General features: G+C 48.0%; 21 protein-coding genes and 1 pseudogene. 7 read left to right on the top strand and 15 right to left on the bottom strand.

What is annotated here, in order from left to right:
* Nucleotides 1–39: 39 nt before the first annotated feature.
* Nucleotides 40–639, bottom strand: coding sequence for a hypothetical protein (locus H3H32_RS20145; RefSeq protein WP_182457446.1), 600 nt, complete (start codon nucleotides 637–639; stop codon nucleotides 40–42).
* Between the two features lie 25 nt (nucleotides 640–664).
* Nucleotides 665–1,399, bottom strand: coding sequence for an outer membrane beta-barrel protein (locus H3H32_RS20140; RefSeq protein ID WP_374191846.1), 735 nt, complete (start codon nucleotides 1,397–1,399; stop codon nucleotides 665–667).
* Between the two features lie 405 nt (nucleotides 1,400–1,804).
* Between H3H32_RS20140 and H3H32_RS20135 the strand changes: the two genes are divergently transcribed.
* Nucleotides 1,805–2,569, top strand: a complete 765-nt coding sequence (locus tag H3H32_RS20135) for a response regulator transcription factor (RefSeq protein ID WP_182457445.1) — start codon at nucleotides 1,805–1,807, stop codon at nucleotides 2,567–2,569.
* A 67-nt stretch (nucleotides 2,570–2,636) separates the two neighbouring features.
* On the opposite strand, the gene H3H32_RS20130 is transcribed toward H3H32_RS20135, so the two are convergent.
* Entirely contained in the window at nucleotides 2,637–2,975 is a 339-nt protein-coding gene (locus H3H32_RS20130) for a hypothetical protein (protein ID WP_182457444.1), read from the bottom strand.
* A gap of 286 nt (nucleotides 2,976–3,261) precedes the next feature.
* On the opposite strand from H3H32_RS20130, the gene H3H32_RS20125 reads away from it, so the two are divergent.
* From H3H32_RS20125 to H3H32_RS20110, 4 genes and pseudogenes are all read left to right on the top strand, one after another.
* Nucleotides 3,262–4,383 (top strand): hybrid sensor histidine kinase/response regulator, encoded by a 1,122-nt coding sequence (locus H3H32_RS20125; RefSeq protein ID WP_182457443.1) that lies wholly within the window; start codon nucleotides 3,262–3,264, stop codon nucleotides 4,381–4,383.
* Nucleotides 4,384–4,437: 54 nt separating this feature from the next.
* Nucleotides 4,438–7,242 (top strand): PAS domain S-box protein, encoded by a 2,805-nt coding sequence (locus tag H3H32_RS20120; protein WP_182457442.1) that lies wholly within the window; start codon nucleotides 4,438–4,440, stop codon nucleotides 7,240–7,242.
* 192 nt (nucleotides 7,243–7,434) lie between these two features.
* Nucleotides 7,435–7,578 (top strand): hypothetical protein, encoded by a 144-nt coding sequence (locus tag H3H32_RS20115; RefSeq protein ID WP_182457441.1) that lies wholly within the window; start codon nucleotides 7,435–7,437, stop codon nucleotides 7,576–7,578.
* A 196-nt stretch (nucleotides 7,579–7,774) separates the two neighbouring features.
* Nucleotides 7,775–10,301 (top strand): annotated as a pseudogene (locus H3H32_RS20110) (excinuclease ABC subunit UvrA).
* Between the two features lie 474 nt (nucleotides 10,302–10,775).
* Here the strand turns inward: H3H32_RS20110 and H3H32_RS20105 are convergent.
* From H3H32_RS20105 to H3H32_RS38285, 6 genes are all read right to left on the bottom strand, one after another.
* Nucleotides 10,776–10,958 carry a hypothetical protein gene (locus tag H3H32_RS20105; protein ID WP_182457440.1) on the bottom strand — a complete coding sequence of 61 codons (183 nt, stop codon included), beginning with the start codon at nucleotides 10,956–10,958 and terminating at the stop codon, nucleotides 10,776–10,778.
* Between the two features lie 1,089 nt (nucleotides 10,959–12,047).
* The gene (locus H3H32_RS20100; RefSeq protein ID WP_182457439.1) at nucleotides 12,048–12,263 is read right to left on the bottom strand and encodes a hypothetical protein; all 216 of its coding nucleotides are present in this window, start codon (nucleotides 12,261–12,263) and stop codon (nucleotides 12,048–12,050) included.
* Nucleotides 12,264–12,317: 54 nt separating this feature from the next.
* Nucleotides 12,318–12,434 (bottom strand): helix-turn-helix domain-containing protein, encoded by a 117-nt coding sequence (locus H3H32_RS38295; protein ID WP_220472548.1) that lies wholly within the window; start codon nucleotides 12,432–12,434, stop codon nucleotides 12,318–12,320.
* Complete coding sequence (locus tag H3H32_RS38290; protein WP_374191778.1) at nucleotides 12,435–12,761, bottom strand: recombinase family protein; 327 nt, start codon at nucleotides 12,759–12,761, stop codon at nucleotides 12,435–12,437.
* Between the two features lie 600 nt (nucleotides 12,762–13,361).
* The gene (locus tag H3H32_RS20090; RefSeq protein WP_182457438.1) at nucleotides 13,362–14,246 is read right to left on the bottom strand and encodes a transposase; all 885 of its coding nucleotides are present in this window, start codon (nucleotides 14,244–14,246) and stop codon (nucleotides 13,362–13,364) included.
* Nucleotides 14,247–14,510: 264 nt separating this feature from the next.
* Complete coding sequence (locus H3H32_RS38285) at nucleotides 14,511–15,050, bottom strand: transposase family protein (RefSeq protein WP_182457437.1); 540 nt, start codon at nucleotides 15,048–15,050, stop codon at nucleotides 14,511–14,513.
* 207 nt (nucleotides 15,051–15,257) lie between these two features.
* On the opposite strand from H3H32_RS38285, the gene H3H32_RS20080 reads away from it, so the two are divergent.
* Complete coding sequence (locus H3H32_RS20080; RefSeq protein WP_182457436.1) at nucleotides 15,258–15,419, top strand: hypothetical protein; 162 nt, start codon at nucleotides 15,258–15,260, stop codon at nucleotides 15,417–15,419.
* Complete coding sequence (locus tag H3H32_RS20075) at nucleotides 15,370–15,600, top strand: hypothetical protein (protein ID WP_182457435.1); 231 nt, start codon at nucleotides 15,370–15,372, stop codon at nucleotides 15,598–15,600. Before H3H32_RS20080 ends, H3H32_RS20075 begins: the two co-directional genes overlap by 50 nt.
* A gap of 157 nt (nucleotides 15,601–15,757) precedes the next feature.
* Here H3H32_RS20075 and H3H32_RS20070 read toward each other — a convergent pair whose 3' ends face one another.
* The 6 genes from H3H32_RS20070 to H3H32_RS20045 form a co-directional block, all read right to left on the bottom strand.
* Nucleotides 15,758–16,351 carry a CPBP family intramembrane glutamic endopeptidase gene (locus H3H32_RS20070; protein WP_220472547.1) on the bottom strand — a complete coding sequence of 198 codons (594 nt, stop codon included), beginning with the start codon at nucleotides 16,349–16,351 and terminating at the stop codon, nucleotides 15,758–15,760.
* 366 nt (nucleotides 16,352–16,717) lie between these two features.
* Nucleotides 16,718–18,427 (bottom strand): group II intron reverse transcriptase/maturase, encoded by a 1,710-nt coding sequence (gene ltrA / locus H3H32_RS20065; protein ID WP_220472546.1) that lies wholly within the window; start codon nucleotides 18,425–18,427, stop codon nucleotides 16,718–16,720.
* A 95-nt stretch (nucleotides 18,428–18,522) separates the two neighbouring features.
* On the bottom strand, nucleotides 18,523–18,669 hold the full coding sequence (locus H3H32_RS20060) for a hypothetical protein (protein ID WP_182457434.1): 147 nt from the start codon (nucleotides 18,667–18,669) through the stop codon (nucleotides 18,523–18,525).
* A gap of 538 nt (nucleotides 18,670–19,207) precedes the next feature.
* Nucleotides 19,208–21,763, bottom strand: coding sequence for a PIG-L family deacetylase (locus H3H32_RS20055; protein ID WP_182457433.1), 2,556 nt, complete (start codon nucleotides 21,761–21,763; stop codon nucleotides 19,208–19,210).
* A 110-nt stretch (nucleotides 21,764–21,873) separates the two neighbouring features.
* Nucleotides 21,874–23,304: a SusD/RagB family nutrient-binding outer membrane lipoprotein gene (locus H3H32_RS20050; protein ID WP_182457432.1), complete on the bottom strand. Its 1,431-nt coding sequence runs from the start codon at nucleotides 23,302–23,304 to the stop codon at nucleotides 21,874–21,876.
* A 112-nt stretch (nucleotides 23,305–23,416) separates the two neighbouring features.
* Nucleotides 23,417–26,704 (bottom strand): SusC/RagA family TonB-linked outer membrane protein, encoded by a 3,288-nt coding sequence (locus tag H3H32_RS20045; protein WP_240543421.1) that lies wholly within the window; start codon nucleotides 26,702–26,704, stop codon nucleotides 23,417–23,419.
* Between the last annotated feature and the right edge of the window lie 266 nt (nucleotides 26,705–26,970).

Below are 26,970 nucleotides of genomic sequence, written 5' to 3'. Positions count from 1 at the left end.
ATAAATAAGGTTGTCAGGAAAAGCAACCGAATAGAATCACTAATTGGATGCCTGCAAAAGCCGGTTTATTTTGAATGTATGATAGTAGGCATCATAAGCGCTAATGGCATCGCGATTGCCCTGTAACCAGGCATCCAGTAGGTCATGTAGTTTCTGGTTATGAGAAAACGTTTGCTCGATTGGTGTGGAGGTAAGTGGTAGAATGTCTGAATCGACACTGGCGCTGAAGTAGAATCGGTCTACCTGCTTTACACCTTTAGCACCACTGGATTCGATTGCTATGGAGCGGTAAATGACGATCGACTTCAGCTCCTCGATCTCGTACAAGCGCCGGTGAAAAATGCGGAAATCGTGTCCTTCACAGGTGCGCAGGCCAAAAATGCTGTCCTTGGGAAACACATATTTTTTCCCTTGGTGAATGACAGTCAAAAAGGGACTGTTTAGAAAATCATTCATTCGCACTTTACTTTTCTCTTGCTGGCAATCAGCGGGTAAAGTCAGCTTGCCCTGCTCAAAATCCGCTGAACTTTGGTAAATACCGCTACTTGTCCGGGCGGTATAATCCGCTGTAGCAGTTTGAGCTTTCACGCCCGCACCTGGTAGCAGGCAATTCATCAGGGCGATGATTATCATTTTCATAGTACAATAAGATGAGTGAATGGACTTAAAAGCGAACGATCATATCCATGGTAGCGACAAATTGATTCTTCTTCGTACCCAGGTCGTAAGGCGTAACGTCATTATCCAGGTTATAATCATACCGGATTTCGGGACGGAACGTGAGCCAGTTGGCAAAGTGGTGAACGAAGCCCAGTGTGTGACTGATATAACTGGTTTGAAAGCCAGTGCGCCATCCATTCATATCTCGCAGATAATCATTACGGATACAGAGATAATCTTTCGGAGAGGTCTGGATATTAAAGTAGTTAACAAATCCCGTTGCCCCCGAGATGCCCGGAATAATCGTCCCTTGTCCACCACCGGCACCATAGCGAACCGGGCCATCGCTGGCCGAGCCACCTAAAGCCGCGTCGCGTTCCCATTCGTAGTAGGCTTCGGTCATCATGTGGACGGAGTTGCTGAACTTGTGTCCCCAAACACCGGCAACATGATTCAAATTGTCATGGCTGTTCTCATACGTACCTCTTCCAAGCTCATTAAAACCAAGCCAGAGCGAGTTGTTATTGTTCTTGGCCACATAACGAACAAATGCCTGACCGGTCAGTCTCGAAGAATTGGTGCCAATGTTCATATCGTTCCCGGCATCTAATGCAAACTCAATCGTCCACTGAGGGTTAAGCATGATAGTCGCCTGGATGCCTGTCTCCGTAAAGGGATCATAAGAGAACATGACCGAGTGAGTGGCTAAGTAATTATCAGGTGATAGCTGAGCCTCAATGTCGTGTAAATTATTAATTTATAGACTATTACATAGACCATAAGTAAGTCTAAATATCTTTTTATTGGACAGAAATCTCGATGATGTAGGTAGTTTTTTACAAAAAAGAAATAACTCACGCAGGGCCGCCTGTGCGGTTAGTCTCGGAGCCGCGCTCGACTTGCGCCGGGCCGCCGTTGCGGTCGTTTGTATTAGCAGTCAACTAAAACGTCCCACCAATAGAGTACTTCGGGAGACGGCTTTTTTTTATCACTGTCAAGTGGCCGCAGTCGGTGCGCCGACCGGGGTCTAGCTGTCGCCATCTCGGCCCTATTAGTAACATATGGTTAGATCGATTCATTGATATATTAACAATTATTTATAAAAAAATAGTTACTTTTGATATAATGTATATAACTACCTTTAATGGCAAAGATATTAGTAGTCGAGGATGACTTGCAGTTAAGGGAAAATATCAGTGAGCAGCTCGAATTAAGTAATCACGAAGTTAAAACCGCACCAGATGGAATCAGGGCGTTTGAATTACTACCCTCTTTTCGGCCCAATCTAATCCTGTGCGATGTCATGATGCCCAACATGGACGGCATTGCATTTATCCGGGCAACAAACAGACACGCTCTTTACCGGTCAATTCCGGTTATTTTTATAACTGCCCGAGTAGCTGAACAGGACAAACTTCTGGGCTTAGAAGCAGGCGCTGTTGATTATTTGTTCAAGCCCTTCCTGCAAAAAGAACTACTCCTAAAAGTTAATAATATCACCCGTGGACAAACTGAGTTAGTCTTGCACCAATTAGAGCAGGCGGCCGCTCATCAGGAAACCGAAATTCAGTTCATTAAGCGCTTTAGCGAGCTACTCGAGCAGCAGGCTAGTAATCCATCCTTGACCGCCGATAAATTATCGTTGGAAATGAACATGAGTCTGTCGGCGATGCAACGGAACCTAAAGAAATACCTCCGACGCAACTTTAGTGAACTGCTAAAAGACCACCGTTTTCGTAGGGCTACCGTGTTTCTGTTAGAAACCGACTATAGTCTTCAGCAGATTGCCGACCGATGTGGCTTTGGGAGCCTATCTTATTTCTCATTCAGTTTCAAGGAAGCCAATGGTGTGTCACCCCTGCGTTTTAGACAACAACACCGCCCGAAAACGGCTTTGCCTAACAACTAACGTTGGCATCCGATACGCATCGAATGAGCCAACGCAACCATTGAGACGGACAACTTGTTTGTGCTCCTTAACTCACACCAGCCCCTTGTTCCTTTAATAGATTACCGATTTGACCGTTAAGCTTTTGCATGACCGTTACATGAGTTTTCAGCAAACAGACCATGGCCGACGAGGATTGAGTTTGCTTTGTTTGCTGATCTAATTCGGCTACAAACTGTTCAATAGTTTTGAGCAAAGCTGACTGTAAACGTCGCAACTTACTAACCTCATGGGCCGATGCAGTCGACGGGGAAGCTAGTAATAGAGAAATCAGATAATAGTTGTTATACAAAGCTTCTACTTCCCGTTGCCAATCGGTTCGACTCACCGTCTTATTGACATACTTTATAAATGGATTAGTCGCCATCTTAGTCATGTATTAGTGGGCGTATTCTGTTGAATGGTGACGAAAATGAGCCACCTCAAATGGCCGAAACAAAGCTAAGGCAGCGTTTTTTCTATTCTGATTCGATTTTTTTAGAATAATCACGGCAAACTCCCTACGCATAGCGGGTACTATTATTTTTATTGATAAAGCGAGGCTTCGCCGATTTAAGAAGACCCTACGTGTTTTTCAGGTAAACGCTCAGCATGACACCTCGATCCAGGCAATCCCAAACGACCCAATCCATCGTACCCTCTTTTGACCAAACATGAAAACGCAGGTATTAGTCATCGAAGATGAGTCATCTATTCGTGAGAACGTAGCCGAACTGCTTACGCTACAAGGCTTTATTGTCGATACAGCCCCCGATGGCCATGAAGGCATAAACCGAGCCATTCAAGCACAACCCGATTTGATACTTTGCGATGTCATGATGCCCGGAATGAACGGTTATCAGGTACTGGAGTCCATTCGCGCTCACCATTCGCTGCGTCACATACCCTTCATTTTTCTCACGGCCAGAGCCGAACCTGATGACCTCCGCCAGGGTATGGTCTTAGGCGCTGATGACTACCTCGTCAAACCATTTACGAGTAAAGACTTACTAAAATCCATCGAAACCCGGTTGAAGCGAGAGCAGATTCGCCACAACCAATTACAGGGCCAGTTGACCGACTATCTTACTAACCTGGGTCGGGTCGCGATTCATGAGCATAACACACCCTTAGCCGGGATTATGGGCTGTATCGGCCTATTAAAGGAAGATCACTCTATACTCGACTCCTCCGAGATGGAGTCTATGCTGGACCAGATGATGACGTGTTGCTTACGGCTTAAAAGAACCCTCGACAATGAACGTCTCACTAATTTACTGATCCGCCCGCATGGTTCAGCAGAATACGACGCACTAAGCCAGGGCAACGCCTATGTGTTCGATGCGCTTGTTGAACAGGTTAAACAAACGATTGAGAAAGAGCATGAACAGCCTGCAACCATCCGTATTGCTACTGAAATGGCCCATCTACGCTTACCGCCCCACAGCCTGACCAAGATACTGGAGGAGTTGATAGACAATGCGATTAAGTTTTCGGACACAGGTCGTGACGTTTGTGTATCGGGGCAGATTAGGGATGAGTGCTACCAGCTAACCATTACCAATTGGGGACGAGCGTTTAAATCCGGCGATATTCTCCGGATTGCTCCTTACACTCAGTTTGACCGCAAGTATTACGAGCAGCAGGGTTCGGGGCTGGGCTTGTTCATCGTCAAAACCCTAATCGAGATGAACCAGGGGCACTTACAGATTGAGAGTAAGCCAGAGGGCCTTACGAAAGTGACGCTCCAGCTTCCACTGATGGATCGTGTTCGTTCACTGACTAAATCTGCATAAGCCCCAAAGATGACAACAGCATGGCTCCTTGACCATGCTGAAACCTACCGTTTTATGACTATATCAGAAACCGAGCAGCAGCGCTTACAGGCGCTCATGAGCTATACTATTCTCGATAGCTTACCAGAAGCGGAATATGACGCTATAACCCAAATAGCTGCCCATATCTGTCAAACGCCCATTTCACTGATTACTTTTTTGGATACTGAGCGTCAGTGGTTTAAAGCAGCCCAAGGTTTTACCCTCAAGGAGACGCCCCGGCAATATTCATTCTGTGCGCACGCCATTCAAACGCCAACCCTGCTTATGGAGGTGATGGATGCCCGTGTGGATGAACGCTTCGCCCAAAACCCACTGACGTTAAGCGACCCGCCTGTTATCTTTTACGCGGGTGTCCCGCTGGTTGATGAGGCTGGACAGGCACTGGGTACCTTATGTGTGATTGATCATCAGCCACGGCACCTCTCCGATCAACAGGCCACATCCCTTAAATCGTTGGCCCAGCAGGTTGTATCGCTCCTGAAACTGCGTCGGAGTCAGACCTTGCTAAGCCAGGCCAATCAGTTGCTAAACGATACGAATGCGCTATTACAAGCCGTCGTCAGTAGCTGTCCGGCCGGGTTGACCCTTTTCGAACCAGTTTATTCGAACGGTGAACTGACTGATTTCAAGTATGTTTTCACCAATGTCGCCAACGCCGTTATTGCTGGACGGAGCGTCGAACAGATGACCGGCAATACACTCAATACCCTGTTTTCAACAGCCGTTACAACTGGCCTGTTCGACCGATTAAAAACGGTTCAACAAACCGGCCAACCTCTCCATTTACAATGGCAGGTAACCGTTGAACACGAGCAGATTTGGTGTAATCTATCCATGGTTTCAATCGGGGAACGAGTCCTATTATGCGTACAGGATATCTCGCAACTGAAACGAACCGAGCAGCAACTACAGGCCCAGACCGAAACTTTAGAGCAGCATGTTGCGGAGCGTACGCTTACGATCGGGCAACTGTCGGCCTGGCAAAATGCAATTCTGGAACATGCCGGTCAGGCGATCATTTCAACGGATATCAACGGGATTGTTCGAACGACGAACCGGGCGATCGAACAGTTGTTAGGCTATAAACCCGAAGAGTTGATCGGTTGCGTCGTTCAGATTGAACCTGGCCCACCCGAAAATCCTGTACCCCTCGTTTCCTACCAGCCTTCTTCGGATCTCCCCACATCCGAACTACTTAAAACGGCGTTGGAAACGGATGGCTTTTTTCACATCGAATGCTTAATCCTGGGTAAAAGAGGCCAACGTATCCCGGTTTTTATGACGGCCAGCACCTTAAAGGATGAGGGCGGAACGGTGACAGGATACGTCGGGACGGCAACAGATATTTCGGCCTTGAAAGCCGCCGAAGAAAAGGCTGAAAAAACGAGTCGTGAGCTAAAGATCTTCTTTGAACGGGCGCTTGACCTCCATTGCATTACCAGCCTGGACGGGCATTTTTTAAAAGTAAATCAGGCCTGGACCGAAACGTTGGGCTATCTGGCGGAAGAAATTGAGGGGCATTACTTTCTCGATTTTATTCACCCCGACGACCGCGACGACTCGTTACAAACCTACCAGACGCCCGTCATCGACGGTTTTGTAAACCGGTACCAGCACAAAGACGGTAGTTATCGCCTGATCCAATGGCGCGCCAAACGGTATGAGAAACTGATCTATTCGTCAGCCCGGGATATTACTGAGCGAAAAAAGGCCGAAGATGCCCTAAGGGAAAGCGAACAGCGGTTTCGAGAGATTGCCGAAAACGTGGATGAAGTTTTCTGGATTCAGTCGGCGAATCCCTTTCAATTGTTATATATCAATCCGGCCTATGAACGCGTTTTTGGCATTACATCCCAACGTCTCTACGACGATCCTTACTCGTTCCTGAACGCGGTTATCCCCGAAGACCGTCCGATGGTAGAAGCGGCATTCGAACGGTATCGCCAGGGGGAGGAAATTCCCGCTCAGTACCGAGTTCAGGGAGGGGACGGCCTGATTCGTTGGCTCAATGTTCGCAGTTTTGTGATGAAAGACAGGGGGGGTATTCCCCTGCGGTGCATTGGTATTGCCAGTGATATTACGGATATGAAAGAAAAGGAACTGGTTCTTCAGCAATCGCTGATCCGGGAGCAGGAGTTAAACAAGCTCAAATCCCAGTTTGTCGCAACCGCTTCCCACGAATTCCGGACACCCCTGGCAACTATTCAATCGAGCGTCGATCTGATCCGTATGCACTTAGAGCGATCGATCCAAGGTCCGCCCCCAGCCGTTAGCCGACATCTGGAAACCATCGAACGGGAGATTGCCAACTTTAGCGAGTTATTAACTGATATCCTGACGATTGGCAAGATTGACGTTGGACGAATTCCCTTTCATCCTGAACCGGTTGATCTGGTTGCCTTAACGAATCGAGTGATCGAAACGCATTTCGCGGATCGTAAAGATAATCGGGTCGTAGATGTATTGATTGAAGGGGAACCCGAACGGGTCTCTGTGGATCAGAAGTTAATCAGCCACGTACTGGTTAATTTACTGTCAAACGCCTTTAAGTTCTCCCAAAGTAACCCGAAGTTACTGATCCGTTTTGGGGCACAACTGGTTATATCGGTTATTGATCAGGGAATTGGTATTCCGGCCGAGGAGCAAGCTCACTTATTCCAGACGTTCTTTCGCGCGAAGAATGTGGTGAATATTCATGGGTCGGGTTTAGGGTTAGTGATTGTTCGCGAGTTTGTGGAACTACACGGAGGTACAATACGAATCGATAGCGTTGAACATGAGGGAACAACTGTGACATTCACCTTATTGAAAGGCTAGCCACTCCATATGCATATGCTCTTGATTAAGTTGGACAGTAGTAAAAATTGTGGATTCGCTTCCAGTCCGATTCCGGCGTTTAACTGAACGATCCAATTAAACAATCACCATTCATTCAAGTTCTAACATAGAAGATTAGTACTTGTTCAATTAGTTGAAACAACCTGCCTTTTATTGGACGAAACTACACGAATGCTCTACATCGAGTTTGGGAATATTCGTATTGAGAAAGTAAAAATCCTGCTTTTCAATTTCAGCACAACGGTAGGCTCAATAGCGTCAATGTACATTCGGCTGAGCTTTCCGAAAAGTTACCAACGTCAGCAATCCATCTGACCACTGACGCGGTCATTTTCCGTCGAAACTTGTAGCGTATGGTCAACTTCTTTCTGTTCTACAGCAAACTCGCCTAGCCTGATATAGGTTGGCAATTAAGACCTAAAATTTGCCAACCTATATCAGGCTAGGACAACCTGGCCTTTTTGCCGCACCATTGGTTCGGCAGAAGTTTGTCGCTAACCCCGTATACATTATGAGCAAAATAAATTCGCAGGCTGGACAGGAATCTGATTCCAGCCTCATTCGCGTCCGCGGGGCTCGGCAACACAACCTCAAAAACGTCGATCTGGACATTCCCCGTGACGCGCTGGTGGTCTTCACCGGCGTTTCAGGCTCCGGAAAATCGTCCCTGGCCTTTGGCACGCTCTACGCTGAGGCCCAACGGCGGTATTTAGAATCGGTCTCGCCCTATGCCCGGCGACTATTTCACCAGATGGCCGTCCCCGAAGTGGATTCCATTGACGGCTTACCCCCGGCCGTTGCCTTACAACAGCAGCGGGGAACGCCAACGACCCGATCGTCGGTAGGGAGTGTCACGACACTGTCAAACCTGGTACGTATGCTCTATTCCAGGGCCGGTGACTACCCGCCGGGACAAGGCATTCTGTATGCAGAATCGTTTTCTCCCAATACGCCCGAAGGAGCCTGTCCCACCTGCCATGGCCTGGGGAGTGTCTATGAAGTGACGGAAACCTCCATGGTCCCTGATCCTTCGCCAGCGGGCGATTGCCGCCTGGCCCCAGGCCTGGGGCGGGCAAAACCAGCGGGACATTCTCGTTTCCCTTGGGTATGATGTGGATCGTCCCTGGCACGAGTTGCCTCAGACACAACGGGACTGGATTTTGTTTACCGATGAACAGCCCGTGGTGCCGGTCTACCCAGGCTATTCGCCGGAACAAACCCGGCGTGCCCTCAAACGGCAGGAGCCGCCCAACTACATGGGCACCTTCAGTAGCGCCCGTCGGCATGTATTTCATACCTTTGCCACGACACAAAGTCAATTAATGAAAAAGCGGGTACAGGCGTTTATGCTCCAGACCCGCTGTCCGCTTTGCCTGGGGAAACAGCTGCGTCCTGAATCGTTGCGGGTTAAGTTTGCCGGGCTCACTATTGCTGACCTCTCCGAATTGCCCCTGAAGCAATTGAGCGCCCTACTCCAACCCTATGCTGAAGGCAGTAGTATGAAGAAAGATCCGTCACAGAAAATTCCCCCAGAGCAGGCAGAAGTCCGGCTTCGAATTAGTCAGGATCTGGTAGCTCGGCTTGAGGTCCTGCTTCAACTGGGTCTGGGGTATTTATCACTGGAACGTAGTACGCCCACCTTATCGCCCGGTGAACTTCAGCGGCTGCGACTGGCCACCCAATTGTATTCGAATTTGTTCGGTGTCGTCTATGTGCTCGATGAGCCCTCGGCCGGGTTACATCCGTCCGACACTGAAGCTCTGTTAGACGCTATGGCGGGTTTAAAGCGGGCGGGTAATTCCTTATTTGTTGTTGAACATAATCTGGATGTTATTCGGAAAGCCGATTGGCTGGTCGATGTAGGACCGGCTGCTGGGGAACAGGGTGGGCAAATCCTCTACAGCGGTCCACCAGCTGGTTTAGCCGATGTTTGCCTTTCCCAAACGCGCCCTTATTTGTTTCCTCAACAGCGCGCTCCTACCAGGCGTCAGGTCCGAACCCCAACGGGCTGGCTGCAATTGGCCCAGGTAAGCCGAAACAATTTACAGGCGCTGGACGTATCGCTGCCGCTGGGTGTCCTAACGACCGTTACGGGGGTATCGGGATCAGGCAAGTCGAGCCTGATCAGCCAGGTACTGGTCGAATTGATGGCCGCTTATCTGGGTCAAGCACTGACCGAAGACGAAACGAGTCTGGAAGCGGTACCGACGACCCAGGGCGGTCGACTCGTGGATGGTATGGAGCGTATAAAACGTCTGGTCGTAGTCGATCAAAAGCCAATTGGCCGAACGCCCCGCTCGAACATGGCCACCTACACGGGCTTATTTGATTCAGTGCGGAAGTTATTTGCGGCAACCCCTGCCGCCCGGCAACAGGGTTATGATGCGGGCCAGTTTTCGTTCAATGTGGCCAAAGGCCGTTGTGAACACTGCCAAGGCGAAGGCTTTGTGATGGTTGAACTCCTGTTTTTACCCAGCGTCTACACGCCCTGCCCGGTTTGCCACGGTGCGCGTTATAATGCGCAAACACTCGCCATCCAGTACCGGAACAAAACCATTGCGGAGGTACTCGATCTAACTGTGGATGCGGCTGTATTATTTTTCAAGGATGAGCCCGCTATACTCCGTTCGTTGACAACTTTGCGTGAGGTGGGGCTAGGCTATCTGCGATTAGGTCAGCCGGCAACTGAATTGTCCGGCGGAGAAGCCCAGCGGATTAAGCTAGCGACTGAATTACAGCGCGCTAGTAATGGATCTTACCTGTATGTACTCGATGAGCCTACCACCGGTCTGCACCCGGCTGATGTAGAAAAATTATTGATTCAGCTCAACGGGTTAGTGGAGTCGGGCAATACCGTCATACTCGTTGAGCATACCATGCGGGTGGTAGCCGCCAGCGACTGGGTGATCGATATGGGCCCCGGTGCTGGCGATGAGGGAGGGCAAATCGTGGTACAGGGCCAACCAGCCGACGTAGCGTTGCATCCTAACAGCCGAACGGCCCCCTATTTGAACGAGTTGATAACCGATAAAAATTGAGTCATCTTCTAGGTACGTTGATGAAACGGATGTTGTTTCCCCCTGTTGACGAATTGCCAACGACTTCGTAAAAATGATTGTGATGTCTTATCCTGAAAACATAGGGAGGGTTTCGTGGGCGGGGTTCTGTACGTCCAACTTAAAATCAACCAATTAATTTACACGCAATTAAGTAGTTCGTTAAATAGCAATAAGTGACGTTTAAATGAACGGTAATCGAGTCAAGTAAGAGGGGAAGAGCCGAAAACTGGCTTTTTTGCGTTCAATAAACCCGTTCATTTTAATTGTTCAGCGTTTATAAAACCTGTCAAGGTTTAATTGAACGACTGATACTAGAAAACTACTCAAAGCCTCGTTTGACTCTGAACCTAATTTTTCATCAATAGCATCAAGGCAATTTAAGTGTTCTCATCATTAAAGCCTGGTTTGTTACCTTTCAAGGCCATTCGGAAATAAGTGGCCTTGGAAGGTAAATTATTTTTCGAATTCACAAAGTCCTCTCTCTTCCAATTCATTGAAAACTAATTCAAAAACCTCCATCGGGGATTTCTCAAGCAGTTTGACTATTCCAATGATAGCCTGCACTGTGAAAGCTTCCGGATGTACGAGTAATTTTTCTACATCTGCAACGGAGAGTCGGGTTACTATCTGATTCATAATCGTTTACTTTAGAAAATTAAGTAAGCTAATATAAATATAAAATATATAAATATGTTTAGTAAAATGAATAAACAGATATATACCAGAGCTATACATAATATAAACCCGAAATGTAATAGTTGGTTACTAATAGAGTACCTTTATTGGCAATTTCCTTTTTTAGATAGTCAACACTTTCCCCTTTAAAAGTTAGATTAATTAATTTTTAACCTTATGTTAGGCCACAAACCGACTTATCATAAAGGTATTTAATCCAGCGATTTCATCCTATTTTGTTATACTATGTCGATTTCTACCGAACCAGTATCTACGCCCAAAGAAGCGATTGTCAGCCAGATTGGACCAGTTTGGCTAGTAGTAAAATCAGAGTTGATGCAAAGACTGCCGCTCTATTAAAAAGTACGTTTTAAGGAACGAGTGGCATTCGGTATTAGCACAATAGTCAAGATCAAAAATTAACTCAACTGGCCAACCCATTTTTCCTCCATCTATATATTTTTGACATCCTTCGAGGACTTTACTGCCTTACTTATCGGCTCACTACCTACCCCTTTAAAATTATAAATGTCCTTTATAGGTGCTATTTGGCCGTCCATGACCAGGTTCATGCAATTGTTTCTCACTGGTTTTTAACGAAACATATTCTTTTGTTCAAATCCATTCTTTTATCCTAGATAATATGATCTGCCTATCGACTACGGGCAAAAAAAATAGATACCACAACCGGTGATAGTTACTTTCTCCATTCATGTTGGCGTTATTCAACTATCGATTGGCTTAAAGCACTATTTTTCTTTTCAACTCCTGATAAGCCTTACTAAATGCGGACCTCTTCTTAATTCGCAACAGTATCTACTGATAGCATTGATTGAGTCATGGATTAGGATCAGCTCCTCTTTTTTCCCTCGCTATTAGTATACGTTCCCAAGTGATAGCATAACCCGCTATTTCTTCGGGTGTCCAACGCCGATTCCGCTACCTTTCAATCTTTTACGAGGGGGCCGGCTGACTAGACCATTTATCATTCTTTGATCTCAGCTGCAAAACGGGGCCAAAATGAAAATAGAACTTCTTGATTTCCCTTTTTCATCGTCGATAGTAATCGACGATCTCCAGCATATAAGCTAGATCGCCAATCCTAGTAAGGGGCACCTTGAACATATCGATGTGAAAACTTCCGGGCTGGGCATCAAGTCTACCCCTTACGACCGCCCGGAGGCCCGGCTTGTAGGTATAGACTTTCGGGTGCTCGGATGACTCAGTAAAGCCCAGTTGTAACAGGCCCTTTGGCGTAATTTTCATGGGTGTATTGGGTAAGCAGAAAAATCATTGATAGGGCCTTCAATAGAAGTTGAACTAATGCTTGAACTGGCTACTGCGTACATAAGCGTACAGAGTTGGCTTGCTGATAGCCAGTATCTCACATATCTTCTTGACAGTGGTTTTCTTGGCCGTATAGAGCTCAACGGCCAACTATTGTTTATCCGCATTCAATGATTTTGGCCGCCCGCCCAATCGACCCCGCGCCCGCGCAGCCAATAAGCCCGCCATGGTTCGTTCCTGAATTAAATTACGCTCGAACTCGGCTAAGGCCCCGAATAGGTGGAAGACTAACTTGCCTGTTGAGGTATCAATCGATTCATGGAGACTCTTTAGAGCCATCCCCTGATTTTCCAAATAAGCCACCCAATCGATAAGGTCTCTTAAGGAGCGGCCTAACCGATCAAGCCGCCACACACGCTGGTTGAGCGCATCATTGTTCTTGGATGGAACTAAGTGATAAGGAATAAGTCTTGTCACCTGCGACAAATCCTAGTTGTTTGTCACTCTGATAATACCTACCGCTGAAGTTGACTTTCAGACCAGGTTTTTGGTAGTCAGTTGTCAAGTTGCAAGTGTAGCCTAAATCATGAGAATCAAAGCTATTTGGGACTCGAATAAAGTAGCTGCTTTGTGTGGAATCATAGTAAACCACACCGTTTTCACGTTTAACCTCTTTAATCAAAGCTCCAGCATTAGCGCAGCGGGGAACAAGCGACTCTTCTGTTTTACATGAGCCTATGATCAATAATAGGCTTACAAATGGGACTAATATGGCTCTCATAGCGTACTACTTTGCCAGAATGACCCCCAGTTTGCGAGAATAGTTGGAATTAGGGCTCAATCAATTGCCTCTTTTACAAAGCTGATTCATCTTAAGATGGAGCATTTTGTGAGAAAGTCTAAGCTAAAGAGTTTTATTCAGGATATAAGCTACACCGTGGTAGTTGTTGACTTGTTTAATGATTAATCTGGAAGTTTCGGAGCCATTAATCAGATGATTACGTGGCAAATTGACCATCAATAGGCTTTTTATCTAAGGCGCTCCCCAATAGTTGGCTCTTACGCACTTTGTGTGGTTCACCACCGATAAAGTACTCGTTGACGCAATAAGTCCAATTTGGTCCTCCCATACATTTGTCGTTTAATGAGCTTCACTCGGGTGACTTGTCCTTCCGTTTGGCCGTTGCTCCAAGGGGTGGACAAAGCTGCTCGCACGGCCGCATAGTCCTGTTGAAGATGAAGACCAAACTGCTGGAGTAACACGGCGGAACAAGTTTGGCAACGCACCAACCAATTGTCTAATAACTTTGCCTGACGAGTTCGAACCATGGCAGCGAAGTCCTTCACTAGTTCATAGACCTGGGCAATAATAGCCTCCTGACAAACATGGTTCAGGATTTGTCCATCAGTCTCTTCCAGTAAGGAGACAGGACGTACCATCAGCCAGGCAAGCTGCTGAGTAGTGGGTAACTCAAAAGGCAGTCGATCAGGGACAGACGAGTTGGTTACTGGTTGTTTTTGAGTCGTTGGCACATCCTCCTTGCGACGTCTGCTCAGCCATTTGGTTACCTGATTATGAGCACCCGGATAGCCCTGCTGGCCAAGCTCTCGCCACAACTGTTGGGCGTTACGGCAACCTTGTCGATAGCGATTTTCTAAGTAGGCTAGATAAGGAGTCAGCATGCTACGCCCGCTTGGACGTTGGACTCGTTCGGGAAATGATTCAGCGTAGGCATACCGACGAACCGTACTCCGATTCATGGCCAATTTCCGACTACTCTTAGAAATAGACAGGCCTGCCCGGCGTAACTGCTGTACTTGATTAAAATAGTCTAAGTGTTTTTCCCGGCCAGCCCAACGGGCCTCTAGTTCATTTTTTGAGTAATCTCGCATCACATAGTTAAGCCGTTCTGGTGTCGGCTGAGTTGGTGTATCTGCCTGAGATACTGGCAGTTTTCGCAATCGTTGATAGCAGCCAGTTAATAATCGCTCTAGGACTTGTTCCAGGTTTTGCAGCAAATGCCATCGGTCGGCAACTTGTTGAGCTTGTGGGGCTCCCTGACGGGCTCCGCGTGCATATTCTCCAGAGCGATCCCTTCCGGGCCGCCGTTGCGGTAATAACTTCTATGCCGGGATGGGCCTTCAGCCGCGACGGCGGCCCGGCAATCTCATAGACCTTCTGCCGTTCGGCCTTCTAGTAAATCAATCGGTTGATGTCGATCCAAATCAACGCCAGCGGGCGACCGTTAAAATCGTACCATAAGTTTTCGCTTTTCGTATCGCCCAATCATCAACACCCAGTGCATAAGGTGTTTGTGGCCCGACTGGTTGCCATTTTCGGATGAGTCGTAAGAGGGTATCATGGCTAGTGGGCATATACAACTGGGTCAGCAGACGGCTACCGGCTTGTCCGCCTAGCATCATAGCCACACTCTGTTGAGCATGAGCCAAGCGGTTCGTTCGACGGGCAAAAGCAGGGAGCCAATCTGGACAAGGCTGACTAAATGTTCGTTTGGGGCAAGTTGGATTTAGACAGCGAAATCGTCTCAATCGCAGTCTCAACTGGACTGATTTATCGCTAATGGGTAAATCGGTCGGCTTACGATAGTGATATCCGTGTGATCTGTTTGAGACTTGCTGACAAAATGGACAACTGGCCTGCTTGTCCGTTGAGTAGACTACTAGGATATAGCCGCCTTCACCGTGCTGACAGTCAATAATTTGGCAATTGGGGAAATAAATGGGAAATGAAAGCTGAGTGCTCATTTAGACAGAACACCAAAAGCTTAAAATCAGGTCATCAGCTCAATCACACAAAGTGCGTAAGAGCCAAGTTTAGGGGAGCACTATAGGAACAGTCAGCTCATAGATCTCGTAAAAAGCTCCTTTATGTGAGACTGTAACAAATCGTCACAACTAATCCCTTAGTTTGAAACCGTAAAATTTCGCCCTTTTGGAAGAAGAACCCTGTATTTGAGCAGTAAGTACGATAACAGTCAGTTTACTGATTTTTTAGCCGTGCTGATTGGCCTCTCGATTGCCAGCTTGGGATTATTGGGCATGGTGACCTATAATATGCAAGGTCATGGGGGCGACAGCCGGGCAACTGGTGAGCAAGCTATCCTGGGAATTTAGTAAACTATTGCTGATCGCCCTGTTGCTAGCCTGCCCATTGGGTTATTTGGCGGGCATGGTCCTGCTGCAAAACTTTGCGTATCGGGTGAGCGTCGGCCTGGAAACGTTTGGCCTTTGTGGTGGTGTGCTTTTGCTACTAGGTGGCTTGACGATCGGGCTAAAAACCTACCGGGCCGCTTAAGCCAATCCAACCGATAGTCTGCGGACGGAATGAGTACAGTGAATGATCCATTATACTGTCTGCTTAAGAATCTCCAAAAACGCTCATAAGTGAGACAAATCATCAACACTTGTCCATGATTCCTGGCCTGAACGAAAAGGATTCTTGATGCAGATCTTTACAATAAGTAAAAGATGCAGTAAGTCATGCCCAAATTAAACCCCGCATGGCAAAGAATTGCGCCCAAGAGTGAGCCTGAAGCCGTTTTAAACCAGAAAAATAGCCTACTCACCAAAAACATACTCATTACCCAGAGAAAAGCCGGCATCATCAAAAACCCCCATTGTTGGTCGATGAACACCAGACCAAAATGAGACAGGTGGGTCGGCGCAAAAGCAGAACTATCTACCAGAGAAGCTCTTTTCTCCCCAATAGAACGGGCAAAACTGGTGTGAACGATACCCCGGAAGAACAACTCTTCACCGATAGGGCTAAACAGCATACCCGTTATCGCTACGATAGTGAATAAGCTTGCTCTATCCAGCTGAGAGATACCGGCTGGTATTTTGTAGGATTTGCCGATATAGACATACCAGTTCTCAAAGGAAGTGGCGTATAAAGTTCGTCCTATCGCGTACAGTAGACCACTGAACACGATAGCCGCTACAAACGCCACTACTAGCTGGCTGTAGCGGTCAGGCTTGGTTATTCCAATTTTTCGGCGTCCAAACGGGGTCAGAAATACAAACGGGCAAAGCGCGGAAATGATCATAATCGCCCCGATTGAACTATAGTTGCCCGATGCGTTAGCCGCCAAGACTAAAATAAAGCGGGGGATACAAACGACCAGTAGTAAACCAAGACCGAATTTCCAATTTAAGTGAATGAGTTTTTGCTAACTTGGTCTTACTTCGTCTTCCATAGGTTAGTTAAGAGCTGCTTGACTATTCGATCCGGCAAAAGTAGCTATAGAGTAGAAGAATTATCCATCTCGCCAAACCCTCCTTCTTGAGACGGTTGCAAGCACTGCTTTAGGCAAACGACGAATTATGTAATTAAACTCAGCCGTCGAGTCGCCCCGACGGCTGGTCTTCAAAACCGTGCTTGAGGCTTTTACCTCACACGGCTCCTCAGTGAGTCAGCCTTTGATGGTGTCTTCCTGCAACTTATCTTGTTGATCGGTCGCCGTTTTGACATCGTGACAATGGCGGTGTAAAAGTTGAAGATTTTCATATCGATCACTGCCACCGGCTGACCGGGGTTGCTGGTGATCGACCTCCAGCAAATCACCATGTTTAAAGAACAGCTTGCAGTGGGTACATTGGCCCTTTTGCCGTTTCAACAAAAACCCAAGTCGTGTACCGACTTCCGGATGTCTACCCATTCGACTACTCCAATACACCCAATTACCATCGAATGGACTTCGGCTACCGATGACTTTGACGTGACGCACAATCCGAGTATCACTGTGCTGAAACAGAGCTTTGCCTTTATCTGCAAATCGCCAGCTTTTGTCCTGAAAAGGCCAGTAACGTTTTCGCAACCAATAGGCTCCTTTACGCGGGTGTCTGCGACTCGCCCAACGCCATAACTTCCTAAACAGTAGGTGAGTTAATCGGCAATAGTGCTTCTTGCTCACCACCGTCGAATAATAGTTGGACCAACCCCGAATGACTGGATTAAGCTCATCAATCAGGAGTTGTTGTTGGCTGCTCCGATGACGGCGGATGATCGTATTCAAGCGTTGACTATGCCGTTTGATAGCCACCACTGAAGGTTGTATCAAAGTCTTGAAGCCCAGCGGGGACCGTTTGTTATCCAAACCGGAGTGATGCTTGCCAACGGGAAATTGCCGTATTGTAAAGCCCAGAAAGTCAAACCCTATCTTACCCTCATGGGCGTACAGCGTATGGGTAATGCTAGTTTTGCTCTCTTTTAGTTTAAGTCCCATTGGAGCCAGCCAATCAGATACCAGCCCCTTGCATTGCTCGACTACGGCTAACTCCTCATGTAAAATAATGAAGTCATCGGCATAGCGAACAATGTGTGGGGTGGTTTGCCGGGTTAACACCCCATTGACCTTTCGGGTTTGGGTTGGGAAGGCTTGGTGAATCGCCTGTTCCATCCCATGCAGGGCGATATTAGCCAATAAAGGGGAGATAACGCCCCCTTGCGGGCTGCCTTCCTCGGTTGGGAATAACTGGTCTCCTTCCATAACACCTGCCTTGAGCCAGCTTTTGATCTGTCGTCTCAGGGTGGGGAACGTACTTAGTTTGGCTAACAGAGCTTGGTGGTTGATTCGATCAAAACACTTCGCAATGTCAGCATCTAAGACGTAGCGCGTCTTGTTACAGATGGCACTAAAGATGGCCTGAATCGCGTCATGGGCACCACGCCCCAGTCGAAAGCCGTAACTGTTGGCTTCAAAGCGGGCTTCCCATTCGGGTTCCAATGCCTTCTTGGCCAAGGCTTGAAGAGCGCGGTCGTACAGGATTGGAATACCTAACGGTCGTTTCTCCTGAGAACCAGGTTTGGGTATCCAGACCCGGCGAGTTGGAGTTGCCTTGGCAGGCATTTTCAGGGTGGTAACCAGGGCCAATCGTTGTGGAGGAGATAGCGATTTGACGCCATCGAGCCCTGCCGTTTTCTTTCCTTGGTTGTCTTGAGTTACCTGGCGAACGGCCAGTGTTTTGGCCGACTGGGATCGGATTAGCGTTTTTTGGAGTCGTCGTACTGTTCTTACATCATCACGTTGTGAAGCCTTGAATATTCTCTTTTGCAGCCGAAAGACGTACCGCTCCAACTTGCGCCAGGGCGTATCTTTCCATTCCTCCATCGTATTGGCCATACGTGTTTTAGCTATTACTGTTACTAAAGAATAATCAACTTAACTCACCGTGCCTACGTCAGCATATCCCAATTATTACGATGGGCGTTGGCTTCTTAGGCAATCTCTTTTTGTGTTGGCATCCGGTTGGCACCTGCTCCTTTAGAGAGAGCCGACACAAGCTTGCTTCGTTCCTGACACGCGTTGGTCGAGTTGTTAGGATGATACTTTCTTCCAGGTTTGTGGGGTATGCAACTGGTCATTGAAAAGAGATGCCAGCCCCTGGATTTTTCTCTGGCCCAACAATTGGTCAGCCCCTATCCTTTACCATTTTGGTCTTGCCTATTAACCTACCCGGGTCGCCGGTGCGATTGGCAAGTTTTCTGTGACGACAGTTCAAGTGTACTTTCGCTATCCATAAACTCATGCTCGACGGGATTTGGTGTTAGGTTCACCGTTACCGCCTTTTCACCCCGCTCTACGGATTGATGGCCAGTCGCTACCGTAGGGGTGATGCTGTTACCCCTGCACTGGGGAGAGGGACTTGCACCCTCACGCTTATCAAGTTGTCAAGGTGTTGATACCTTGCTGCCTATCCCTCACCGAAGTGATTTCAGGCAAACGAGTCGCACCTTTTCCGCAGAACTACCCCAATAGAGTACGATTTCGAAGGCCCATAGGAATTCGTCTTTGCTGGAATGAAGCATGAGACGGTTCTAATGGAAATATGCCACCTGAATATGGATAATTAATTGTCTAGTGGTGTCAGGTTGAAGAACCTGACACCACAACGATGGAACGCTACCGTTTGCTCGAAGAACCCGAGACCGAGGCTGCTGAATCACTGGCCGCCGAAATCATGTTGGCAAACAAGCGGTAAGCACCCGGTACGCCAGCGGGTAATTCGCGGAAGAAGACCAGACCCGTGTACATAAAGTGGCCTTTGCCGTATTTGGCATAAATCAAACTTCCTTGTTTGGGCGCTTCGTTCTGATCGTTGGCCGAGAAAATGGGTTCGTAGGCTTTATCCCAATCCTGCGCGAAATAAATGCCGCGTTCCTGAATCCAGCCCGAAAAGTCAGCGGCTGTAATTTTATTCGGGTAATTGAGTAGCGGGTGCTGCGGATTGATAAAGTTCATCGGTGCATCTTCTTCCGTAACACGCTCGTTTACAACTTTAAATGGGTAGGGGCCAAGTTGGGGTAGGGGGGCTTCATTCCGAAAGAACGAGTTAACGGGCGTAACATACTGCACAATCATCGTTCCACCATTTTTGACATAATCCATCAGTTTTGGTTGAGCCCGAGCCATCCAGCTATTGGTGTTGTAAGCCCGAACGCCTACGACAATGGCGTCATAGCCAGAAAGATTACCGATTAAATCATTGGGGCCGAGCAACGTAACACGGCAACCCATTTGCTGTAACGCAGCAGGCACTTCATCTCCCGCGCCAACGATGTAGCCAATGTTTTTCGCAGTTACTTTTACATCGAGCTTAACCAATTTGGCCGAAGCAGGCGGAAACAGCGTTTGTGTTGGAATATGCTTGTAAGCAACCAGTCGCAGACCAGTTGTGAAAGTACCGCTAGCCGTTGTCATGACGGCCTGTAATTTGCCATCTTTGGCCTGAGCCGTTGGTGACAGACTAAAGGTTATCCGTTGCTCGTCGCCCTTGTTCGTCAGCGAAAAAGGAACAGAGGCTGGTTCGGCACGCCAGCCCGCCGGAACATCCAGTTTAAGCGTTCCCGACTGATTAGATTGCCCGGCTTTTAAAACGATTTCTGCTGTTTTGGGGGTATTGTCGGAGAAGACGTACACCCGCTCGGTGAGGTTGGCCGTTACGGCAGGCTGAATGATAAATGGACGATAAATCTCCCCATCAACCGGGTCGGTGGATTTGTAAACGACGGGACGACTATACGTAAACGATTGACCACCAATCTCGAAAGTATAACTGGCCGTTACGGCTGCCGGGTTTTCTGGAAGACCGATTAACTGCTGATTATCTACCTGGAACAAGCCCTTGTCGATTGGTTTCTCAAGCCAGTAAGGTTGCGAAATCGGCTGCGTTTGGGGAATCGCCAGTGTAGTTGGGAAAAGGATAACGTCATTGGGTTTAAGCGCCAGATTGAGCGTCGTGTCTTTCCCCGTTGAATAGCGGATACTAACCAGCTTAACGGGCGCATCAACCCGGTTGACAACGTTAGTCGAAATTTTGATCGTTTCGCCGGGGGTAGCTGCGTAGTCAGCCGGATTTGTTTCAAACCAAAGCCCCAGACATTGTTGCAGGAGCGTTTGTATTTCCTGACGTTTGGCTTTTACGTAGATATTGGTCGTGTCCAACTTGCTGATCGCGCCATAAAGTTGCACCAATGCCGGAACGGAAGCGGCAGGTTGGTCGGGCCGAAAGCTGGCAATTGTCTGGTTAACGAGCGATTGCACAGCGTCGCTATTTTTTACCCGTTTCCAACTCATATCGACACCTTCGAGTGGATCTTTTTCAACAGGATCGCCACCTTTCAATAGGAAATAGTCGATTTTGGCGCCCCGGTTAGGGGCTACCCCAAAGCCCTGACTTTTATGCTGACTGCGGCTTTCGGAGGCAATCTCGCCATACGACTTACCCAGCATTGGGTTATATAGCCCCGTTTCAACGCCAACCAGATTGCCCGCTTCGTCGGGCTTTTTATTACTCAGGAAAGCACCCGGAATGAACATGTTCCAGAAAATTCGCTTGGCCTGCCAGGGTTTTACATAGGCCAACTGTTCCGGGAATTTAGTCGGATCGTTCGAGATTTTAAACGCTTCTTCGGCCAGAAAACCCGATGCGCTATGATGTCCGTGACCCGCACGGGCATCGGGTGGAAATCGGGTGATAATCACATCGGGCTGATATTTTCGAATCATCCAGACAACGTCGGCCAGTACTTTATCCTGTCCCCAGGTGCGCACGGCTTCATTGGTCGATTTGGAGAACCCAAAGTCATACGCCCGACTGAAAAACTGATCGGGCCCATCGACCCGACGTGCTGCCAGAAGCTCCTGCGTACGGATAACACCAATGTTTTCGCCCTGCTCCGGCCCAATCAGATTTTGACCGCCATCGCCCCGTGTCAGCGAAAGATAACCCGTTCGAACGAGTCGGTCTTTGGCGAGGTAAGCAAGGAGTAGCGTATTTTCGTCGTCGGGGTGGGCGGCTACATAAAGCACCGTGCCGAGAACATTCAGTTTTTTTAGATTCGAGAGGATTTCACTGGAGGGTGTTGGCTTAATTGGTCCATAAGGAACCTGAGCAACTAAAGCTGAACTAAGCGAAAGACCAAGTAGTAAGGCAGGCAGGCGTTTTCTGAGCGACACAGGCTGAAAATAGATTATTGATGGATTGGACAAATTTACAACGAAAGCATAGAAAAGGCTACCCTAAAAAGGTAGCCTTTTAACTAGTGTTGCCTAACAACTAAACGTATTTACTGGAAGATTGGGATTTTCGTAAACTGGTCTGGGAGTGGTGAAGGCACGTTTGGATTCGTATTGACCTCTCCCTGTGGATAAATAAACCGTTGAGGCTTCTGGGCACCGAAGTAAAGTGGGATAGGTAACTGCACGAGAGGTGTGGCCTTCGCCATCCGGCGTACATCGTTGAAGGCTTCGTATTGCATCAGGAAAACAATGTAGCGCTGCGTAATAATCTCATACAGCATGGCCGTTTGCACTGTTGCCAGTTTGGTTGGATTCGCCAGACCAGTAGGGGCAAAGTCATCCAGCGTATAGGCATCGTACTTGCGCCCTGTGGTAGAGAGGGTTTGCCCATTGATGTAGCCTCCCGACAGTCCGCTTCGAACCGTATTCAGGGCTGCCAGCGCTTTGGCCGTATCGCCTAACCGGGACTGCGCTTCTGCCAGTGTAAGCTGGTTCTCGTAGTAGGTTAAAATGGGGTGTGGTGCTGTCGACTTAAACGCTCCGTCTACAACATTTGGATCTAGGCTACCCGTTGCGGTTATGCCCGTTTTAAAATAGAAGTTATAGAGCGCAGTCTCGTTGGTTTTGGTATTAGCCGAGCTAATCCGGGAGTTCATCAGTGTAGGCAGATAAGCGCCATCGAAACCCGTATCGCCCGCCCGGTTTACCCGGAAGAAATCGTAGTTCTGGTTGTAATCGACACCCTGGCTGGTTCCGTGTGGCACCAGCGCATCGCCTGCTGTGCTGCTAATTCCCGTACTGGCGTTCGTGACCGCTTTGGCGTAATCGCCGGTGTGTAAATACAGGCGGGCTTTGAGCGTGTAGGCGGCCGCTTTCCATTTGGCCACATTACCACCGTAGATGAAGTCCTGAGTTGCAAAGGCCAGGCCAGCTGAAGCCGACAGGTTCTGGATCGCATTATCTAACGTAGTCTGGAGGGCGGTATACACATCTGCCTGCTTGTCAAACACTGGCGTCGGGTATTTAACGTCATCAAATGCCTGGCTGTAAGGAACATCGCCATACAGATCCGTAGCTTTTGCGATCAGCAGGGCTTCCAGTACCTGCCCAACCCCTTTGGTCCATTTGTCGCCAACGGCATCGGCTTTGGATTGAATCAATCGTGCCTGACTGGCTGCTGGATACAGTGGACTCCAGGAGAAATTCTGCGATGAGACGATGTATTCGGCATAGCCTTGATGTTGTCGGGCCAACCCATTCAGTTCGCCTGCCCAGATCGCCGAAATCCGAACATCGGTATCTTCATGCAGCATCGAAACGCCCAATAGCGTTCCTGATAGTAGGGTGGCTACATCGACATCAGTAACCGCATTTGGGTTGCTTTTGATATTCTGTTCATTAAACAAATCACTGCAACTACTGAGGAGCGTAACGCCCAGCAAGGCAATCGTGACTTTATTGGAAAATGATTTTTTCATGATTCTAAGTGAGTTTACGGTTGATGGCTTACAAAGATTCGTTGCAATAAGTAGCTGAGAAAAAGCTTGTTGACTTACTGTAGCAACGGTCTGTCGAAAACCTTGAACGCGATTAGTACGTGATTTTCAGTGTGAACAGCAGCGATTTCGTGTTGGGGTTTGTAAACCAGTCCTGACCACGTGATAAGCCAGCTCCCGTAATGTTCACCTCTGGGTCGGTGCCCGTGTAGTTGGTCCACAAAACAAGGTTACGGCCCGTTAAGCTGAAATCGACGTTCGATAAGTGGGTGAGTCGGCGGAATCCGGCGCTACGAAGGCTGTAGCTCAACGTGATTTCGCGCATGCGGGTAGCACTGCCATCTTCAATAAATTGCTTGTAAGAAGCTGAGTTGAAGGCTGTTCCCCGACCTTGCCACCAGGCCTGATTGATGGCTACTGGTCCGGCACCGAAATCTTTGATCTCACCCTGGAACGAAGTGCCTGCCGCTATTGTGTTGCCGTTCACATCTTTCAGACCACCTGTTGGCGCAACTACTGTATGACCCTGATCGCCATGTGTACCAATGTTATACAAAGCTCCGCGCGTACCGTTGTAAAAATCATTGCCAGCTACCCGGTCAAACAGAACATATAGCGACAGCCCTTTGTACGAGAATGTGCTTCCGAGGCCACCCCGCCATTTTGGATTTGGGTTCCCGATGATTTCGTTCGTGGTACCACCTTGTGGGAAACCGTTGGCATCCAGCTTGTATTTGCCCGACTCATCTTTCAGGAAGTCAGTCGAGTAGAAAACACCGAATGGCTGACCCGGAATCAGGGAGGCATTTTCCTGATAGCTGTCTGGTAAGGTATATACGCTAGCTCCTGCCAATGAAATAACCTTGTTGCGGTTCAGGGAGAAATTGGCCGATAAATTCCATTTAAAATCGCCCATTCTCATTACATCGGCACCGGCTTCGAGTTCGAGTCCTTTGTTCGATAGTTCGGCCGCGTTGATATTGCGAACAGTATACCCCGTTTCGTTCGGTACATTCAGCGACAGAATTACGTCTTTTGTGTTGTTGCTGTAAGCAGTAGCCGAGAAATTGATCCGGTTGTTCAGGAAGCGAAGGTCAACCCCAACTTCAGATTCTGTTTTACGCTCTGGACGCAGGAAGTCGTTACCCGCCGTTGTGCTCCGTACGTAACCACCACCATAAAGCGAGCTGGCTGCCGATAAACCACCGGCAAAGGCATCTCCATAAGATGCCGGTGAGAACGTAGTGAAATTCTGGTAGGGTTGTGGTTGAATACCCACTTGTCCCCAGGTCAAACGCAGTTTACCGAAGCTAAGTACTGAGCTTGTTTCCAGTCCTTTAAGCTTACTGAATTGCCAGGCCAGAGCCGCCGATGGGAAAAAGAAGCTACTGTTCGTTTTGGAGCCAAAAGTCGACGCACTTTCACTCCGACCGGTCAGGGTCAGGAACAGCATATTGTACGCTTGTACTTCGGCCTGCGCATAATAAGCATAGGTACGAATCAGCGAATTATAGTTGGTGGCTGTAAGATTCGAATTCAGGGCATTCGTCAGAATATCTGGCGCTGTCGGAACAATCAGATTCGTGATCGCATCCGTCAGGATGGCTTTCCGACGGCTGTTATAGTTAACGCCCACCAATACCGAACCACTAAAATTATTGCTGAACGTTTTGGTCGCGTTGGCAAATACATCAGTGTTAAACTGTTTCTCCGTAATCCAGTTTTTCGACAGATACCCACCAAGATAGGTCGAGGAATTACGGGCAAAACGCTCCAGACGAGCATCCGTAAAGTTATCGATACCCGTCCGACCCGTAATGCTTAACCAGGAAGTTGGCGTAATACCTAGCTCGATATTGCCAGTAATCCGATCGACATCGGTCGTGTTTTTGTTGTTGTTGATGTTCCAGACCGGGTTCGAATAAATAGAGTTCTGATCCTTACCCAGTGGATTCCGATACGAAACGTGTTCGTTAGTAAAAACCTGGCCCTGCGCGTTGGTGTAAGTGCCCGTATAATATGAGTTGTCGAAGTCGGGCGCAGTACGTGTGCCACCTAACAGAATCCCATCCAGGTTATCGCCCTGTTGGTTACGCGACGAAAATACTTTGGAGTAAGCAACGTTGGCAGACGCCCGGAACCATTCGGTAAACTGGCTGGCTACATTGACCCGAGCCGTGTTCCGCTGGTAATTACTGAAAGCCTTTACAATCCCTTCCTGATTCAAGTTCGAATAACTGATCATGAAGTTAGATCGGTTGTTGCCTCCGCTCAGGTTGATGCTATTATCCGTAAAATGACCGGTCTGATAAACGTCGTTCACGTGATCGAAAACATCTCTCGAATTTTTGCCACCATGTGGATTGGCCGCTGTTCCGGCCGCAATAGCGTACCGTTTTGTACCATCCGGAAAAGTTACGTAACCTTGATAACCCGCTGCGTTGGGATCGGTTATGTAGGTATCTGCCCCGCCAGCCCGGCTGGAGATCAGATCGCCGAAGCTCACTTTATTTCCCTGGCTGTAGAGGCCGTTAGTACCCTGACCGTAAGTAGTTTGCAGCGGGTGCATCTTATTAACCCGGTCGAACGAAACACTCGATTTAAAGGTGATATTGACCTTCCCTTTGCTGTCTTTCCCTTTTTTAGTCGTAATAATAATTACCCCGTTGGCTGCCCGTGTACCCCACAGAGCCGCAGCCGAAGCTCCTTTCAGAACTTCCATGCTTTCGATGTCTTCGGGGTTGATGTCGTTAATCCGCGATTGCTGGACAATACCGTTTCCGGCAGCTGTTCCGTTATTATCGCTGGAGTTACTAACGGGAATCCCATCGACAATGAAAAGCGGTTGAGCATTTCCGTTAATGGTATTCTGGCCCCGAATTTGAATGTAAGCACCTGCCCCTGGGTCACCGCCGTTCCGGGTAATAATTACCCCTGAGGCTTTTCCACTTAAACCAGTCAGAAGGCTCGTTTCGCCCGATTTGGCGATACTTTTCCCTTCCACCGTCGAAACGGATGAGGCAAATTTGTCGCGCTCTTCTTTAACGCCAAGCGCGGTGATGATAACCTCCGATAATTGTTTGGTATCGGTCTTCAGCTGAACATCAATGACTGCCCGGCCACCTATCACTTCTTCAACCGTTTGCATACCCACTGCCGAAAAAACCAGCGTGGTACCTGATGGCGGAACATTTATACTATACTCACCCTTCACATCGGTTACGGTACCAATAGTTGTTCCTTTAATAACAACCGTAGCCCCCGCAAACCCGCCAATCCCTTCATCGGCCCCAACAGTGCCGCTTACCTTACGACCCTGCGCCCACACGCACGAACAACTTAAGCCCACCAGCAATAGGCTCATGAGTAGTGATTTCATCATAGTTTTAGTTTAAGTTAAGAAATGCGGTTTTACTTCCATGAAATGGTATATAGTTGACTATTTACAAAATATTATTTTAATAAAAATGATTAATAAGAAACTATATTTTAATTATATGATTTTATTTAGAATAATTTATTTTTTAAGTATAAATACTAGGTAATTTAATTTTATTTTTATCGAATTTTAATCTGAGTGTTTAGGTCATATCTGTACGATATTGCTGTTAATCAGTGCTATGTATTTATTGATGATCATTTCTGTAA

This window comes from Spirosoma foliorum, from assembly GCF_014117325.1.
Taxonomy (GTDB): Bacteria; Bacteroidota; Bacteroidia; order Cytophagales; family Spirosomataceae; genus Spirosoma; species Spirosoma foliorum.
Note: the sequence above shows the minus strand (reverse complement) of the source record. Positions and strands in the feature narration are given on the sequence as shown.

What these genes read in the sequence shown, in the direction of transcription:
- H3H32_RS20135 (WP_182457445.1), top strand. Translation starts at nt 1,805, where the DNA reads ATGGCAAAGATATTAGTAGTCGAGGATGACTTGCAGTTAAGGGAAAAT.
- H3H32_RS20145 (WP_182457446.1), bottom strand. Translation starts at nt 639, where the DNA reads ATGAAAATGATAATCATCGCCCTGATGAATTGCCTGCTACCAGGTGCG.
- H3H32_RS20125 (WP_182457443.1), top strand. Translation starts at nt 3,262, where the DNA reads ATGAAAACGCAGGTATTAGTCATCGAAGATGAGTCATCTATTCGTGAG.
- H3H32_RS20130 (WP_182457444.1), bottom strand. Translation starts at nt 2,975, where the DNA reads ATGGCGACTAATCCATTTATAAAGTATGTCAATAAGACGGTGAGTCGA.
- H3H32_RS20045 (WP_240543421.1), bottom strand. Translation starts at nt 26,704, where the DNA reads ATGATGAAATCACTACTCATGAGCCTATTGCTGGTGGGCTTAAGTTGT.
- H3H32_RS20115 (WP_182457441.1), top strand. Translation starts at nt 7,435, where the DNA reads ATGCTCTACATCGAGTTTGGGAATATTCGTATTGAGAAAGTAAAAATC.
- H3H32_RS20050 (WP_182457432.1), bottom strand. Translation starts at nt 23,304, where the DNA reads ATGAAAAAATCATTTTCCAATAAAGTCACGATTGCCTTGCTGGGCGTT.
- H3H32_RS20075 (WP_182457435.1), top strand. Translation starts at nt 15,370, where the DNA reads ATGGGGGCGACAGCCGGGCAACTGGTGAGCAAGCTATCCTGGGAATTT.
- H3H32_RS38285 (WP_182457437.1), bottom strand. Translation starts at nt 15,050, where the DNA reads ATGAGCACTCAGCTTTCATTTCCCATTTATTTCCCCAATTGCCAAATT.
- ltrA (WP_220472546.1), bottom strand. Translation starts at nt 18,427, where the DNA reads ATGGCCAATACGATGGAGGAATGGAAAGATACGCCCTGGCGCAAGTTG.
- H3H32_RS20105 (WP_182457440.1), bottom strand. Translation starts at nt 10,958, where the DNA reads ATGAATCAGATAGTAACCCGACTCTCCGTTGCAGATGTAGAAAAATTA.
- H3H32_RS20100 (WP_182457439.1), bottom strand. Translation starts at nt 12,263, where the DNA reads ATGAAAATTACGCCAAAGGGCCTGTTACAACTGGGCTTTACTGAGTCA.
- H3H32_RS20120 (WP_182457442.1), top strand. Translation starts at nt 4,438, where the DNA reads ATGACTATATCAGAAACCGAGCAGCAGCGCTTACAGGCGCTCATGAGC.
- H3H32_RS20060 (WP_182457434.1), bottom strand. Translation starts at nt 18,669, where the DNA reads ATGACCAGTTGCATACCCCACAAACCTGGAAGAAAGTATCATCCTAAC.
- H3H32_RS20070 (WP_220472547.1), bottom strand. Translation starts at nt 16,351, where the DNA reads ATGATCATTTCCGCGCTTTGCCCGTTTGTATTTCTGACCCCGTTTGGA.